Origin of the sequence: Blautia hansenii (assembly GCF_013304445.1) — a bacterium.
Lineage (GTDB): Bacteria > Bacillota > Clostridia > Lachnospirales > Lachnospiraceae > Blautia.
The window spans coordinates 1-16321 of the sequence record NZ_JAAITA010000022.1; the positions used below are offsets into that span (position 1 = coordinate 1).

At 43.3% G+C, this 16321-nt stretch carries 10 protein-coding genes and 2 pseudogenes; 2 read left to right on the plus strand and 10 right to left on the minus strand.

Annotated elements, in window-relative coordinates; genetic code table 11:
- Nucleotides 1-186: 186 nt before the first annotated feature.
- Together G5A70_RS15770 and G5A70_RS12945 are read left to right on the plus strand one after the other, a co-directional pair.
- Nucleotides 187-394, plus strand: a pseudogene (locus G5A70_RS15770) (DUF6219 family protein).
- 458 nt (nt 395-852) lie between these two features.
- Nucleotides 853-2655, plus strand: a complete 1803-nt coding sequence (locus tag G5A70_RS12945) for a hypothetical protein (protein WP_173750011.1) — start codon at nt 853-855, stop codon at nt 2653-2655.
- 93 nt (nt 2656-2748) lie between these two features.
- Here the strand turns inward: G5A70_RS12945 and G5A70_RS12950 are convergent, their stop codons facing one another.
- The 10 genes and pseudogenes from G5A70_RS12950 to G5A70_RS12995 form a co-directional block, all read right to left on the minus strand.
- Nucleotides 2749-3657 carry a YodL domain-containing protein gene (locus tag G5A70_RS12950; protein WP_173750012.1) on the minus strand — a complete coding sequence of 303 codons (909 nt, stop codon included), beginning with the start codon at nt 3655-3657 and terminating at the stop codon, nt 2749-2751.
- Nucleotides 3654-3905: a transposon-transfer assisting family protein gene (locus tag G5A70_RS12955; protein WP_004613327.1), complete on the minus strand. Its 252-nt coding sequence runs from the start codon at nt 3903-3905 to the stop codon at nt 3654-3656. Before G5A70_RS12955 ends, G5A70_RS12950 begins: the two co-directional genes overlap by 4 nt.
- Complete coding sequence (locus tag G5A70_RS12960) at nt 3902-9262, minus strand: DUF3849 domain-containing protein (RefSeq protein WP_173750013.1); 5361 nt, start codon at nt 9260-9262, stop codon at nt 3902-3904. The genes G5A70_RS12955 and G5A70_RS12960 overlap by 4 nt, the downstream gene beginning before the upstream one ends.
- A 57-nt stretch (nt 9263-9319) precedes the next feature.
- Nucleotides 9320-10408 (minus strand): annotated as a pseudogene (locus tag G5A70_RS12965) (DNA methylase); the annotation flags it as partial.
- Entirely contained in the window at nt 10401-12257 is a 1857-nt protein-coding gene (locus G5A70_RS12970; RefSeq protein WP_001820670.1) for a recombinase family protein, read from the minus strand. The pseudogene G5A70_RS12965 and the gene G5A70_RS12970, both read right to left, overlap by 8 nt.
- Nucleotides 12258-12311: 54 nt before the next feature.
- Nucleotides 12312-12503 carry a hypothetical protein gene (locus G5A70_RS12975; protein WP_001820669.1) on the minus strand — a complete coding sequence of 64 codons (192 nt, stop codon included), beginning with the start codon at nt 12501-12503 and terminating at the stop codon, nt 12312-12314.
- A 71-nt stretch (nt 12504-12574) separates the two neighbouring features.
- Nucleotides 12575-12805, minus strand: coding sequence for a YdbC family protein (locus tag G5A70_RS12980; protein ID WP_001206986.1), 231 nt, complete (start codon nt 12803-12805; stop codon nt 12575-12577).
- Between the two features lie 45 nt (nt 12806-12850).
- Nucleotides 12851-13705 carry a ParB/RepB/Spo0J family partition protein gene (locus tag G5A70_RS12985; RefSeq protein ID WP_000743700.1) on the minus strand — a complete coding sequence of 285 codons (855 nt, stop codon included), beginning with the start codon at nt 13703-13705 and terminating at the stop codon, nt 12851-12853.
- An 8-nt stretch (nt 13706-13713) separates the two neighbouring features.
- Nucleotides 13714-14679, minus strand: a complete 966-nt coding sequence (gene mobV / locus G5A70_RS12990; RefSeq protein ID WP_001820668.1) for a MobV family relaxase — start codon at nt 14677-14679, stop codon at nt 13714-13716.
- Nucleotides 14680-15203: 524 nt separating this feature from the next.
- Nucleotides 15204-16229: an AAA family ATPase gene (locus G5A70_RS12995; protein ID WP_001170964.1), complete on the minus strand. Its 1026-nt coding sequence runs from the start codon at nt 16227-16229 to the stop codon at nt 15204-15206.
- Between the last annotated feature and the right edge of the window lie 92 nt (nt 16230-16321).

A 16321-nucleotide genomic window follows, 5' to 3' on the forward strand; every position in this document is an offset into this window, starting at 1 on the left:
TAATGACATATCTTATATCAGTTTTTTGAGTTTACACAAAACTTGAAACGGTCTCCAGAATTTATAAACCTTTTCATCTCCAAGCACCCAAATATCATTTTCAAATCTATGCTAATGAATAAATTCCTGTTTGCATCTTTCCTAAAAAGATGTATGATATAGAAAAACACAGGAGACATCATTAAAATGAAGGCACATAAATATTGGTCACTCGGTGCATTGGCATCCATGATCGGAACTTTTTACTGCTTCTCAAGATATGAAATCTGCTCATAAATATTTTGCTTACAGCTCTCTTCTCTGTATGATTATGGCTATCTATTCTGGTCATAAAATGATTTCTGGAAAGTCCTTAAAAAAGAAAGACTCTGTTTCCGAAGAATCTGCTGAATAATCAAAGAAGGAGTTTCTCCATGTGTGGCGAAATAGAAAAATGCTATTAAAAAGTTCACATAAAATACATTGCTTATGTAAATGTACCGGTATTCTCAAACAGTTATAACGAAAATACCTATTGAAAAGGAACTCACAACCATAGTTCATTTCATAAATCAATACAAAAACATTGATGTTTTTCTTATTTACAGTATGATATAATTAAAAAGAAGATGCAGTATTAAAGGGAGAACTGCCCAGACAGCCTGGCCTCAGAAATATGCACCTTCCTCTATAAATATATTATGTGGTATCAACACCTTTTATACATAAATAAAAAGATACAGTAAACAAAATGGTACTACCCAGGTAGCCCGTTTCTTGCTCATGTATCTCAATCTATCTTAATCTTAGTCGATAAATTTTAATTTGTCAAGATAAATTTCAAATAAAAGAAAGGAAAAAAAGGTCTCACTTATGTTAGAAAAGAACAAAGCAGATAGCAGAAAATATTTTATTTTCAAAATACGAGATTTGGTACATAATTCTTTCCACACACTTGAAGAAAAGCGAACAGAAAGTTTATTGCAATATATGGGTATCTGTATCAGCACCTATGATGAACTTAGGGCATCCCTTGACCCAACCAAACTAAAACGCTCATACGAAGGATTGTTAGAAGGACTGGATTACCAGATGCAAATACATCCTTTTCATAAGCTTGATTTATACCAAAATGATTTTTCTCACTTACATCAGCTCATAAATCTTGCAAATGAAGCTCGCGATAAAGAACTTCATAACATTCACCGTAGCATTGTAGCTTTAAAAAAGAAATTGGAAGCTGAAAATCTCATAAATTGTTATATTCAATGCTTACTCACAGAAACCACATTCAAAGGCATGGATTATTTAATGGAGGCTCTTATTAGTGATTTATTATATGCAGGACATTCTATGTCTCATATTTTAGATTTTTTCAAAAGACAGCAGCAAGAATTTCTAGAACATAATGATGCTGAAAAAACTATACAGAATCTTAACGAATTTGACAGAAAACCTATACCTTTTTCTATTCATATCTGTTTTAAAATTTCAAGCCAGACGCAGAAGGAACTGGCACTTAATCTTATAAAACAGCAATTTGAAATCCATACTAACCAAGAATTAGGGATACCTCATATAAATAACGATACTTTAATTGCCAGTAAAGAGTATCTAGCTTTAGATGAATTCAAAGCAATCGACTTAGCTCAAAAAGAATTCCAATCCGTTACAGAACTGTTTGATATGTGGCAAAGCACAACCAATTGTATTCGCGATGATTTATGGTATTATTGGAAAGAAGACACGGTTTTTCATAAAATCAGCTTAAACAGCATTGATCCCATAAAAATGCTTAACCATATTGACGCAAACTATAAAAAACAGATGGAACGTTTTTTACAGTTGCGAAATGATCTTGGCAGCAACAATATTAGAACTTTGGAACGAGTACTTTATACTCTTAATTCTGCCAAATCGCTGACTACTCAAAACCGTTTTCTTAACTTTTGGTCATCCCTTGAATATATTTTATATTCATTTCCACGCTTTACAATCATAGAAAAAGCACGCGTTGTTGTTCCAGAAGTTTTTGGATTGTTCTATCTAAAAAATAAACTTAATATATTTTGGGCACGACTTACTTATTGTATGTCTAACAAAAAGGATTATGCTGAGAAATATCCTACTTTACAAAATTTTATAATGAATTGTCAGGTCACTGAAAAAGATTATTCTACCCCAAAAGTAATTGCTTATCTAAGTGATGTAAATAAATATAGTGCTATTTTATCTGAGCTTTCTTTCCATATTGTCCTTGAGCGAGAATGTCGTGAAATAATTATGCTTTTAACTGAGCCAGAAAAAACAAGCAAGGCAATTCAAGAATATTTTGACGGTATTAAGCATGATTTAAATTATATTTATCGTCTCCGAAATCAACTAATTCATTCTACAAAGGACATTGACGATTCCCTGGAGTATATCAGCTTTCGATTGTATCGCTATGTTAACTCTGTACTTTCCACGATATTATACTATCAGGAAAAAAACAATTTATATAGCATTACAGATATATTAATTTCTGTAGATGCCACCTACCAAGACTATAATAAAAAATTATCGCCAGATATCAAAAAGAAAAAGAAGAAATCTTCTTCCGAAATTGCTTCAGAAACCCTTTCTCCTGAAGACATCTATCGCATTGTACGACCAAAATATTTATTCATTGAATAGTATTTTAATATTAAGATTCATCTTTAAAATACATTATCTAAAAAGTGGATGCTACTTTAACTAAAAGTTACAGTAACATCCACTTCTTAAAAACTATTTCTTCTTTCTCTCCATTTCTTCTTCGATTTCCTTCTGTGGCTGTCCTTTTCTCTGACTGGCTATCTTCTTCTGATGATTACGGAGTCGTTTCAGTACCGATCTTCGTGGAGCATTTTTATCTTTTTTCCTTGGAATGTTGTTCATCAGTCCATCAATCATATTGTAGTTGGCTTCTTCTGCCATCTCTGCACTGCGAAGATATTCTCCATTATCCATGACCTTCTGCCAGTTTGCCAGCTCTGGTTTCTTCTTTTGTGTTTCTCCAGATTGTTGCTGTCTGATCTGGGATTGTGCCTGCATTTCCTGCTGTTTTTGCTGTGCCTGCTCTGCCTGTTGCTGCATGAAGTTCTGGATGTTCCGTCTGGCTTCTTCATCAAAGCCATTGTAACAGTCATTCATGACTACGGCACCTTCCTCACTGAGAATCACATAGGCTGCTCTTGTTCCATACTCCTCATGCTCCATCAGAAACCATTTCTTCTCGTTCATCAGGATGTAATCCTGTGCAAGCCATGTTCCTTTCTTTCCTTCGATTTCGTACCCGGTTGTATCAATGGAAAGTCTGGTATCGGAAGAACTTTTGATTGTGAGAAATTCTGGAATGATGATAAAACCATCTTTGTTGACATAGTAAGCTGTGGTTTTTCCATCGTCGGTGATGACGATCACATCACTGCAACCAATGGAATGACCTTTGAAGTTCTTCGGTCGCTGCTTCTGTAAACGGAGTTTAATATCAGCCGGAGTTTCCCTCGGCTGGATTCTTCCAATATACACCTGCTGATAGTTTTCTACCTGGACTGTTCTTCCTTCGCTTTTCAGTTTCTCGTAAGAACGGAAACGGACATCCCGGTACTCTGGGGTATCTTTTACCTGATATACTGCACACTGACTTGTATTCATTCTTCATCCTCCTCTTCCAGTTCCATTTTATATTCTTCCAGATCCATAAGAAAAACCTCATATCCTTCATCGCTCATGCAGAACAGTTTTCTTATGGTATTGCAGACAAGCCCGATCATATCTGCATCGCCTTTCAGAAAAGGAATGATATGATCGATTGCCTCCATCGTGTCATTTCTGTTTCCTTTATCAAACATTGCTGTTACTAAACATTCATCCGCATCAAAGTTCATCGCCAAATCCATCATAATTCCACTTCTCCCTTCTTATGTGTCTTGGATTTCTCCGTTGTCTTATTCTGCTCCTGAGCTTTTGCCCTTGCCTGAAAATCTTTTAAAGACTGCAGCACAGATTTCTTCACTTCACCTTTTGCTCTGCTTGCAGGTTCTGCCTTTTGTGGCTGGCTCCGATTTACAGATACCGGTTCCTGCTCTGCCCTTCTGTCTGCCGCAACCGCAGAAGGTTTCTGTCCACTTCCTATTACTGTTTCTGTCGTATGTTCCGTTTCCTTTACCCTTCCATGCTTTTCATCCAGATACTTTTCCATGTCTGCGATTGCTTTCTGCACCAGAGGGCTTTCTTTATAGTGTGGAATCATATCTATCAGATCACGCCGTATCCGGTCTGCACTCATCAACTCATATTCTCCGGAATAATTTTCATCACCATCTTGCAGATCAAATCCGATTCCTTTAATCCCATGCAGTCTCTCTGCTGGGATACTCTCATATATTTTAATGGCTTCTTCTAAAGTGAGGTTGTTATGGTACTCTCCCATGACCGGAAACTCCATGCACTCTGCGACATAAAAACTGATCGTGGCTTCTGGCTGTTCCTGCTCCGGCTGTTTGTCAAAAATAGAAAATCGCTCTGTATCTTCCAGACGGGAAAGTAAAGAACGGGCAGTTATAACATCGCTGTCTATATCGGATTCCTCGGATACCTCAAGCAGCCAGTCCTTGATAGTTTCTGTTTTCTTATTCAAAATATCCTCCGTGAGTTTTTCCACCTGTTCTTCTCTATTTTCAACTGTATCGTTATACTCATAGGTATCAACGTCATAGCTAAAATTATCCAGGTCCACAGCGAGCTTTTTAATCTCCTGCTGGTCAAGATATTTTTCGGATTCTTTTATATACTCTGCCAGAGTGATTCGCTCCTCTGCAATCGGGTTAATATCCACCTTAATTCCTGCCATCGCTATACCAGATTCATTTAAGGCATTGAAAAAGCTATCTTCTCGAATATCACCTTTATAGGAAAGAACCACATCAAGGTCAGAATCTTCCCGGTAAAGGTCTTGTCTGCTTCTGGAACCATACACTCTTGCAGCAAGCAGCTCTACCTCCTGTTCCATTCCCATATCTTCTAATACTGCCTGTGCATGATACAAGACACCTCTTTCAACATCTGCCCTGCTCAGACTGTTTAATGCCAGTTCATTTCTTCCAATCTCAGAAGTCGCACGAAGTTCCCCCTCCTGCAATAAATCTTTAGAGTGCTGGATCGTCATTTCTTCAAATTCTTTATAATCCACTTTGACACATTCCATATCATCCATTCTTTCACTTTTAAGGATTTCATAAGCAGCTTCCTGAATAGATGCGTCTGGATTATCATAATCACCACCCTGGATTTCATGCAAATCAGAGTCATAAAAAATAAACGAATATCCTTCTTCTGTTGCCTGTATGGTCAGATACCCTTTACTCCTGGTAAACTGCATTGCGATTCCTTCATAGGTTTGCATTGCTTCTTCCCTGCGAAATCCTTCAAAAATACTTGCCGGGCAGTTCTTTTCTAATTGTATCCGCTGCATTTGTTCTTCCTGAACTTCTTCCACATCTGCCATCAGATCTTCGTAATCCACTACTTTTGCATCTTCCAGTGAGTACCCTTTATCTTCTAAAATATCACTGGCAGCTTCATCTACATAGATTGTCGGATTGTCATAGATTCCTCCATCATCCTCCTGATAATCTTCATTATAAAATGTATAGTCATAGCCATCTTCTGCGGTCTGGATTGTAAAGTATTGTTTTCCAATCTGATATGCAATCTGTACCTCATTCCAGTCCAGCATGTTTTCCATTTTATTTACCGCTTCATATATTTCTGGATTCAGCCACCCTCCGATCTGTTCATACGCATGGGTAAGCCGATCTATTCCGTTTTCACATCGGATGAAATCCATGCTTTCCTGCATTGTTTCCGTATTCTGGATACCAAGCACTTTTTCCTGATGATTGGGCAAACGTAAATACTCCTGCATCGCTTCATCCAGTGATTCATACCGGTTTACTTTTACTACACCTTCTGCATTTACATCTTCCATCACATAAAAATTATCAATGTAATGGATCTCTGGCATCTTTAATTTTATTCTTTCCGGAAGCTGCACCTCACTGACTGCATGGAAATTAAACCGGACATCCGTTCCAGATTCATTTTTTCCTTCCATCGTTTCTTCCCAGGTATCTTTCTGTACTGCCTGTATTTCTTCGATTGTAAGTGTCTGTCCACTCCGCAGGGTTACAGCAGAATCTTTCGGGAATTCCGACAAATCATAGAGTGTTGTTCCATTTTCCTGCAAATATTCTGATACAGCTTCTAACGCTCCTGCATCAAACCCATTCCACAAGTCCTCCGCTACAAGCTGTCCATTTTCCGCTACGATAATGCCTGCCACATCGGAGCCAAATTCATCATGTTCCATTAAGAAAAACTTCTCCCCGGCATATTCCTTTTCATCAACCGTATGCCATGTCCCATTATGTCCTTCTGCTTCATACCCTCTTGTCTCTGCCGTGATCGTCACTTCGTTTTCTCCTATCGCCTGTTCTATCCTCTGCATCCGGATCTCAGCTCTTGCCATGTCGATAAACCCATCTAAAACTGCCGGGTGGCTTTCGATCACATAATCCAGGTTCAGATTTCTGCCCCGGCTGATATTTTCCGGGACTTCGATATGCTCCGCCCAGTCTTTGTTCTGTCTGGAAAATCTTCCATCATGGAAAAGTTCACGGATGGTATTTGCCATAACAAAATTCATACGTTCTTCCCCGAAGCGTTCCACGACTTCTTTTGCCGCATCCTGCTTTAAGTGCAGCCCGTCAAAATTCTCCCGGATGGCTTCTTCGATTGCTTTCTTACAGTCCAGGTTTAACTTTCTGGAATCCAGATAAGCATCCACATCCCGTTCTCCCATTGCCTGTTCCAATGTTCCTTTATAAACTGGCGGATATGCCCTGACGGAATTATGTTCCAGCATGTTCATTCTCTGCTGGACAAACTCCGGAAGTTCCTGAAATCCAAAAGAATCTACATAATAGGCTGTGATCTCTGCACCCCTGTTTATCACGATCACATCACTTACCGATAAGGAATGGCCACGGAAATCTTCCGGTCGGTCAATGTTAAAGCGTTCAAATATATTGTCTAACGTGATCGTTGGCATCCACGGTGCTGCATAAACCATCCTGTAATCCTTTCCGTCAATGGTATAGCCCAGACTCTTTGCGGATTCCATTCCCATAAACTGATAAGTATGCTCATCTCCGGTATCCATCTGATAAATGGCAAACCTTCCGCTTTCTCCATGCAGAAGAAGTGTCTCATCAATCTTTTCTGCACTCTGCTGTACCAGTGCTTCCTGTTTTGTAGCAGATATTTCTCTCTCTTTCTGCACTTCCCATTCTGTTTCTGTGATTCCAAAGATACCGTCATATCCAAGGATCTCACTTTCCGTCTCCACAAGCATCTGTTCTGCCCGTTGTGGATTCTCTGGATTTCCGTGTAAGATATAAATTTCTGCCCCTCCACGGTACAGTTCATATGCCCGGTCTTTCGTAAGCGGGAGCATATGGTCTAACTGAATTCCTGCCTCGTGCATTTCCGTAAAACCGATCATGCCATCCGGGAAATTGTCAATCTGTGCCTGTGTTTCATTCATAAGGCTTCTCGTATATTCACTTCCCGGTCTGCGGATTGCGGTCATCATACGGTTCACCAGTCCAAGCACTTCGTCTTTGTCATCCATCTTATATGCAAAATTCACAATAAGATTTCTCTGGGAATCTGTGAAATTTCCTGTATTTGCAGCTTCTGCCGTTTCAATCAGACGGTGAGCATACTGCATGGCTGTTTCTTCTACAATCTCCGGTTCTTTCACTGGGAAGTTTGCCCTTGCTGCCTGGATTACTTCATACACTAGCTTTGAACCGGCTTCATCGTAAGATTCCCTCATGTCCCATACCAGGTCATTCAGTCTTTCCACCCGTCCGGGGAAAGTTTCTGCATATTCATTTACAAATGCCTTTTCTTCTTCTGAAAAAATATTTCTTGGAAACTCTGCTTTATGCACCAACATCTCTGCCTGCTCTTTCGGAGAAAGGTCAGAAAAATAAGTAACGCCTGTGTCAGCATCATATTCCACATCATAAAAATCAATCGGATAATTCTCTCCGTGTCCACTGCTGTCATAGAGTGGTGTGACGGCAGCACCTTTTTCCTCCAGAAAACTTTCCAGTGGTTTCTCATTCTCCTCTATCTCACCACTTTCCAGAAGGCGGACGTATTCCCCCACATTCTGCTCTAACTGTTCCCTGCTCATGTTTTCGATCAGGTCATAAGTAAACTCGGAACCCATGCTGCCTGAAAGACGCAGGATCAAATCTTCCTTATGGAAGGTATCCCGCACCGGTCTTTCCATTTCCAGTTCGTGCATCTGTGTCTCGATATTCTCAATGACTTCTGCAGACGTTTTCCGGATGGTATCCATAGATGCCCGGAGTGCTTTCATATCCTTGCTCTCACACCAGCTGGCAATATAGGTAAAAGAGTATTCTGAAGTATCCAAACCAAAGTGATTGCAGACAATATAGGCAATACTTTCTGCTTCTACTTCTTTTGTTGTCCGGTCTTTTAAAATTCCTTCCGCATCCATTACCTTCCGGTCATGCAGCAATGCATGGCTTACTTCGTGTACTTCGGTTTTCATGGTCTGAAGATTACTCATATCTTCCTGAATTGCAATATACTTTTCTGTCTGATGATAATAGCCTTTTGCTTCCCCTTCTATTTCCATCATGCGGATTGGCACAGGAGAAATGTTCTGCAATGCTTCCATAAATGTGTCATAAAACTGTACACTCCCGGTAAGTTCCGATACTTCCAGCTCTGCAATCGGCTCTCCCTCTGTCTGGCTGACATCAAATACCGTTGTCACACGGAACCTTGGAATGACCATCTCCACGATCTCTGTTTCCGGCTGACCGTCATCCCCGATCACCGGCTCTTTTGTTACAGGGTCAATCTTTTCAATCTCCTGTTTCTCACGGATGGGTGCCGGTGCGATGATCTGGATTCCTTTTTCCCCACGTTTTACATGGCGGTTAAACTTCTTCTGCCACGCCTGATACCCTGCCACCAGAGTAGCCTCCGGTTTCTGCATGGTGATCAGAAGGGTGTTATTAAAACTGTAATTATGGAACTTGGACATGGTATTCAGATATTCCGTATACCGTTCCGAAGTAAAAATCTCCTTTACGCCCTGTTCCAGCCGTTCCGATATTTCTTTTAACTGTTTCTCTATATTATTTGCCATAAAACAAATCCTCCTTTTGGATTTCTCCCGCCAGAAAATATCCTGACGGGAAACTTTTTATAACTCCTGTTCGTGTTTCTTCTTTGCTGATTTCTGCACAGTCGGCTGCTGTGGTGCGTTTTGCTGTGCTTTTTCCTGCTTTAAGCGTTCCAGAATAGATGGCTTATGGATTCTGTCTGCTGTTTCCGGAAGTTCTTTTTCTTCTACAGCATCCCTGCTATCTGTGCTACTTCCTTCTCTGCCAATATCCTCATCTGCCATAATCGTCTCATTGCCCTTTTCATCCATGTTCAGCAACGCATTTAACTCAGATAACCGTTCCATCTTTTCATTCAGCTCTGCTTCTTTCGGGAATGGTTTCTTTACCTCTTCCTGTGCTGTCGCAAGCTGCTGTTGTACGGTTTCCAATTTCTGCTCACTTTCCGTCAGCTTCCTGTCAATGGAAGAAAGGGTGTTATGGATACGCTGCATATTTCCTACCGGGTCTTTTCCGATTTCCAGCTTATAAGAACATTTCCCTTTGACCGTCAGTTCAAATGCATTGGAGAACATATTGTAGGAAGCAGATAACGTAAACCCATGATATTCCCCGACCTTTCCACCGGTGCTAACGGTTTTTAGTCCTGCACAGGCAGCGATCAATGCCTCGCCTGCTTCTTTCTTATCTTCATAAAGGACATTTCCTACTGTCATGGCAAACGTGTCATTATCCTGTAAATCCACGCTTTTTACTACCTGGGAATCTATCTGCATCCCGGCAATCCGCTCTTTCAATGCACTGATCTGTACCGGGAAATTCTTTGCAATATCGGATTCCAGACGGTAAATCTGACTGGTATGGTTTGCCTTTAAGAGTTTCAGCTTACTCACCTGCACATCCAGATCCATTTTTTCCTTAATGTACGGATTGCCTGTAGCAAGTGCCTTGATCTCTGCATAGGACAGTGCCGTATCATCCACATCTTCACAAGCCCTGACCGGGGATTTACTGGTCATGATCTGACTGATGAACTTCTGCTTATTCTCCAAAATCTGCCACATATACGCATCAAAAGTGTTCTCCGTCACATACCGGAATATCTTTACTTTGTCATTCTGGTTTCCCTGTCTTAAAATACGCCCTTCCTGCTGTTCCAGATCAGTCGGTCATTTTTTGCGGACAGTTCATACATGCTATCCTTTTCTGTTCTCTGCTCCTGCGTTTGCTCTCGTTTGATTTCTCCCTCCGTATCTTCTTGGCACAAGCAGGACAATACCTTGATGCACCAGAGCCCGGGACATATTCAACGCCGCACACCGTACAATTTTTAGCGGGCATTGCTGCCCACCGTTTTGTAGGTATGATATGTAATTCATCGACAAAGCCGATGAATTTATAGTAAATCTTGATTTCCTGCTTCACTGTTCCGTCTGCCATCTTCTCACGCTCCGAAACAAGTATCTTGTCTATGAGTGCGTTTATAACTGTTGCATCCAGTTCTTTTAAGCCTTGATAATTTCGGATAAGGGCGAGGAAGTCACGGATTCCCCGTGATTTCTCGTAGCTTTCATTAAGAGTTTCCGTCACCTCTTTCAGCCTTGCTTCAATTTCAAGCTGCTCTTTCTGGTATTTCCCCGACATCATCTCAAAATTCCGCTCGGTAATACGCTCCATGACCTTATCCTCGTAGAGAGAGGAAAACAGCCTGTCCAGTTCCGCAAGGCGTTTGTTCAGCTTCTTACGTTCTTTCTCTAATGCTTTCGCCCTGCTCTGGTCTGTTTCCGTGAGCCGCTTTTCTATGGCCCTGACCGCCTTTTCATCATTCACTGCCATATCCGCAAAACAGTTGATGTCGGCAAGAACGGCATTGAATAAATCCCTTGCTTCTATATTGTGGGCACTACACTCGCTTCTTCCGTTTCTTGCATAATTATTACATGAATACTGTACACAGTCGATAATCTCTGGGCGTTTCCTCCTGTGTACGTTCATTGCCCGCAGAGCACATCCGCAGTCCACACACTTGATAACGCCTGCAAAAATATTTACAAATCCTCCCTTGTTCTGTGGAAGCCTACGACTTGTAATAAGCTGTTGGACAATATCAAATTCCTCCTGCGTGACTATTCCCTCATGGGTATTGGGTATCACTTCCCATTCTTCGGGCAGCTTAGAGGGGCGTTTCTTGCTTTTCATATTGGCGGCAATCCGTTTGTAGCCTACAAGATTTCCCGCATATATCGGGCTTCTTAAAATGCTCCTCACGCTGTTCCCACTCCAAATATAGCGTTTGTCCTCGTTCCCCTCAAAATGACGTTCAAAGCCTGTTTCGCCACGCTCCGCCGCATAAGCGGCAGGGCGTAGGATATGCTGTTTATTAAGATGTCTGCAAATTTTGGCAACTCCATTCCCTTTTAATGCAAGGTCGAATATCTCTTTTACAACATGTGCCACTTTATCATCTATCAGCAGATGGTTGTGGTCGGCAGGGTCTTTGATATAGCCATAAGGGGCGGTAGTTCCCATGAATTTCCCCTGTTGAAACCTCGCCCGATATGCCGATTTTATCTTAACAGATATGTCAGCGGCATACATTTCGTTTAAAATGTTGCGGAAAGGCGTGATGTCCATAGCAGATTTATTCAAGGTATCTACGCCGTCATTGACCGCTATATACCTCACGTTATGCTCTGGGAAGAAAACTTCCAGATATAACCCACAATCAAGATAGTTTCTCCCCAGACGGGATAAATCTTTCGTAATCACGCAGTTTATCAGACCGCTTTCAATGTCTTTTATCATATTCTGGAAACTTGGTCTTTGGAAATTTGTACCAGAATAACCATCGTCCACATACGTTTTTGCTATGTGCCATCCCTGCTTTTTCACATAATCCGTGAGGATGGATTTCTGTGTCGCAATGCTCGCACTCTCGTTATCCGTACCATCGTCTTTAGATAAGCGGCAATAAATGCCGACTAAATAGATTTTCTTTTCTTCTTTGATTCCTGCCATACTGTAAAACCTCCGTATCTGTCCTATCTGTTTTCATGTCCCATTGCGTACATTCTAAGCGGACAGCCCCTCATTGTCGAAGGTGTCGCCCTCGGCAATCTTCTTCCGAATATCCTCGGAGATAATCGGGACAAACGCTTCTGTAACGGTCTGTGTGCCGACATATTCACGGCTGATTATCATCTGCACTGGTGCTTTTGGCACGATACGCTTTCTCTTTTTATCTGCTTTCTTATCCTCGCCCATACTTAAATCTTCCTTTCCAGACAGGGCAGGGAAGAGTTTGGAAATGTCCCCGCCCTGCCAATCAGATACCATTAATCCTCGCTGTTTAATTCTTTCTGTAATGCTTTAAGGAGTGCCGCCGCTTCATCAGCGTTCAGCGTGATTCCCTTGCCGCACTTTTCACGGTTCGGGGAAAAGCTGCGGATGTCATACTTCGGCTCTTTCCCATTCCATGAAATGAGATTGATTTCCTTTGTGTAGCCACTGTCGCCCGTAGACAATACTGCGATTTCCTTTACGATTTCATACTGGATTTCTCTCATTCTCCATACCTCAACTCTCTGTATTTACTTCCCGAAAAAAGAAGATTAGCGGCTGTCACGGTTGCGTTTCCTCTGCAACTCACGCTCCAAAAGTTTGATGATGGTTTCCTCCATCTGCTTCGGCGTTGTGTTCTTCGGAAAGTATTTTTTCAGCTTGCTTGTGTTGATTTTCAAGGTTTCTTTCTGGTTGCCCTTTTCCTCCGTCATAATCGCAAATATCGTATCCATGTCAAGCCGCCCGCTCTGGCTTAACTGTTTCATCCGCTGTGCCTGTGAGAGTGAGGGCGTTGCTTCTTCGCTCTCCATCGTGGCAAAGAGGTTTTCCTGCTCGTCTTTCTTCAAGAAGGACAGTTCCACCGCAGGCGTGAGGGCGATTTTCCCCTCGTCCACCATCTGCAAAATCGGCGGTATCAGTTCCGTCAGGCGGATAAAACGCTGCACGGTCATCCTGCCCACGCCGAAGCCCTGTGCCACCTTGTCGTCCGTCCGCAACTTCGTCACAACTTGTGACGAGGTTAAGTCTGTGCGGAAACCCTGCCGCTTCATGGCTTCGGATTTCATCTTGTAAGCAAACGCCCGCTCCGATGGCAGGATATTCTCACGCTGCAAATTGCTGTCTACAAGGGTGATGATGGCTCGGTCACGGTCTAAGGGCAGGACAAACGCAGGCACGGTATTTATCCCTGCAAGTTCAGAAGCACGGACACGCCGCTGTCCTGCAATCACTTCATAACCGTCCCCGTCCTCTTTCGGGCGTGTGATTATCGGCGTGACAATGCCAAATTCCTTGATGCTTTCCGCTAACTCTGACAGTGTTTCATCTTCTGCCACATGAAACGGATTGTCGGGGAACGGGTACAAGTCTTTGGTCTTTAACACCTTAAAATCCTGTTTCTTCATTCACATATCTACCTTTCTTTCGCTCTGCTTCTATGATTTTTCTGCAATTCTTCCAACACTTCGGGCGGTATTTTTGACAGCAGCCGCCCCATCTGCTCGTTGGTTCTCTGCAATTCAAATATCTTCTGATTCGCTTTCTGCACCTTTAGTTCCTGCTCGTACTTTTCATCACGCATACGCCCCGCATAGTCTGATTCCTGCCCAATTCTCTCTTTCAAACTGTCGATATACGCCTGCTGTTTCCCGATTTCCTTAGAGAATTTCTCCACGTCTGGCAGCCATGCAGAGAGTAAATCTAACGCTTTATCCCTTTTCTTCCCTGCGTTAAAGGCGTTGATGTCGGATAGGGCAGACACGATTTCTTCATACTGTTTATCAAGCCTGCCGCCTAATTTATAGAGCCATGTGGGGACGTGTTTCCGCTTGGTTTCCATTGAGGACTGCCCCCGTTCAAGCTGATTCCACCGTGAGGACATCCGCTCATGGTAGGCGGTCTGCCACTCGGATAATGATTTCTGGTTGCCTAAGATAGCTTTCGCTGACAGCTTATTGTCTGGCGTAATCGGCACAAAGCAGAGGTGCATATGGGGCGTTCTCTCGTCCATATGGACGACAGCGGAGAGGATATTCTGCTTTCCAACACGCTCCGAAATGAAGTCAAGAGCCGTCTGGAAATACGCTTTTTGTTCTTCGGGCGGTAACTGGTTCATAAATTCTGGTGAAGCTGTGATGAGCGTTTCCACCATCATCACGCTGTCTTTCCTTGTCCTGCACCCCGCTTCGGCTACCATGCGGTTAATCTCTTTCTTGTAGGTGTACTTTGGTGGTGCTATGAGATGGTAATTGTTTTTAGAGCGTTCCATATCTATATCTGGGTTGCTTTTGTAGGCTTCTTTCTTCCGCTCGTTGTGGCGTTCACAAGCCGCAACGCCGCCCGCTTTTCGTTTCTGGAAACGCAGGATTGCATAAGGCATAGGCGGATTCCTCCTTTCTTTCGGCGGGTGACCGTCCTTTGGGGTGACAGCGGTGACGGTGGTGACAGCAGTTTTGGGATACCCCCTGCCGACTGCCGCAACTGTCACCCTCACCCCCTGCATGACGGTCATGTCGATGATGACGGTGTTTTTGGGATACCCCCCTCGCAAGAGCCGTCACCGTCATGCCGCCATTCTTTTATCCGAAGCCGTAAGGCGTAGGATAGCAGGGCACAGCCCTGCCTTAAGGGAGTCCAGAGGGAACGTCTGGCACACGACTTTGCAGGGCAAAGTGTAGTGTGTTACACCCTGTAAACGCAGTCGGAAAAATCGGAATGATTTTTCTGACCGCAGGGGTGGTTTTACACGACCGAAAAGGGCGAGTAAATCTCACGCCTGCATTTTGCGTTTACGGGGTGTTCTCCCGTAGGGATGACAGCGGCAGGGTATCCTAAAATCACTGTCACCACCGTCACTGCTGTCACCCGCAGGGCAGAGCCGCCAGCTTTACATGGCTTTAAGCGTCAATGACAGTAACAGGGGGGTATCCTAATATCGCTGTCACCACCATCACCGCTGTCACCCGCCCTCCTTGCAAGGGCAATCCGCCTGCCGTCTTTCCTGCGGCTGTACTGGTAGCAGATACGGTTCTCGCTTAAAAATGTGGTGCGGTATTCATTCAGCCATTTCGTAATCACCGTGGGTATGGTTTCCGTTTCCCCCATAGCGGCTAACAGTTCCGTTGCCGTGCCTATCCATTCTTCCTTATCCCTCATAAAATCCACCAACCGAAAAAGGACATCTGGTATCGTTTCTTTCGCAAGCTGCTCCTGCGTTTTCCGCTCCACAAGCTCCCAACGGCAATCACGGAAACGCAGCGTGTATTCCTGATAAGGCGTGTCCCTGCCCGTCACATACAGCTTGGCGGTGTCAGACGCACGTTTCTCCTTTTCCAGAACAAAGGTAGCGTCCGCACTCCCCGTTAATCCTGTCGTCCCAGACACCTTGTTGAACACGTCGCTGTCATTCTGCTTTCGGATGTGGTGTACGACAATGACCGCCAGAGAGTGCCTGTCGGCAAAGTCTTTGATGAGGGAGATGTCCCCATAGTCGCTTGCATAGGCATTGTCTTTTGAAGCTGTACGGACTTTCTGCAAGGTATCAATGACAATGAGCCTGCTGTCTGGGTAATCTTTCAGATAATCTTCAAGCTGCACGATAAGACCGTCTGACAGCTTGCAGCTTGCCACGGCAAAGTGGAGCCGCCCGCTTGCTTCGTCCGTCAAACGAAATAACCTGTCCTGTATGCGGCAGAACGTGTCCTCAAGGCAGAGGTAAAGCACATCGCCCTCCATTGTCGGCATATCCCATAAAGGGATTCCCTGCGACACGCATAAGCATAGCTTCAGCATGAGCCAGCTTTTGCCTATCTTCTGTGAGCCGCAGAACAGCGATAAGCCTGTCGGGATAAGGCTGTCCACCACAAAGGATGGTTTCTCAAGCGGTTCATAAAGGAGCGTTTCGGCGTTGACTGTCTGTAACTTCTGCATGGCTTTCCTCCTTTCGGGCGGTGTCTTTGTTTTCGTTGCACATAGGCGTTGACCTCCTTAAAAATAGATTTACTCCCACGGAAAAAAGTGAG

Bases quoted from the DNA above. Each gene is read 5' to 3' on its own strand.
- G5A70_RS12945 (WP_173750011.1), top strand. From the start codon at position 853: ATGTTAGAAAAGAACAAAGCAGATAGCAGAAAATATTTTATTTTCAAA.
- G5A70_RS12975 (WP_001820669.1), bottom strand. From the start codon at position 12,503: ATGGGCGAGGATAAGAAAGCAGATAAAAAGAGAAAGCGTATCGTGCCA.
- G5A70_RS12970 (WP_001820670.1), bottom strand. From the start codon at position 12,257: ATGGCAGGAATCAAAGAAGAAAAGAAAATCTATTTAGTCGGCATTTAT.
- G5A70_RS12960 (WP_173750013.1), bottom strand. From the start codon at position 9,262: ATGGCAAATAATATAGAGAAACAGTTAAAAGAAATATCGGAACGGCTG.
- mobV (WP_001820668.1), bottom strand. From the start codon at position 14,679: ATGCCTTATGCAATCCTGCGTTTCCAGAAACGAAAAGCGGGCGGCGTT.
- G5A70_RS12980 (WP_001206986.1), bottom strand. From the start codon at position 12,805: ATGAGAGAAATCCAGTATGAAATCGTAAAGGAAATCGCAGTATTGTCT.
- G5A70_RS12950 (WP_173750012.1), bottom strand. From the start codon at position 3,657: ATGAATACAAGTCAGTGTGCAGTATATCAGGTAAAAGATACCCCAGAG.
- G5A70_RS12985 (WP_000743700.1), bottom strand. From the start codon at position 13,705: ATGAAGAAACAGGATTTTAAGGTGTTAAAGACCAAAGACTTGTACCCG.
- G5A70_RS12955 (WP_004613327.1), bottom strand. From the start codon at position 3,905: ATGATGGATTTGGCGATGAACTTTGATGCGGATGAATGTTTAGTAACA.
- G5A70_RS12995 (WP_001170964.1), bottom strand. From the start codon at position 16,229: ATGCAGAAGTTACAGACAGTCAACGCCGAAACGCTCCTTTATGAACCG.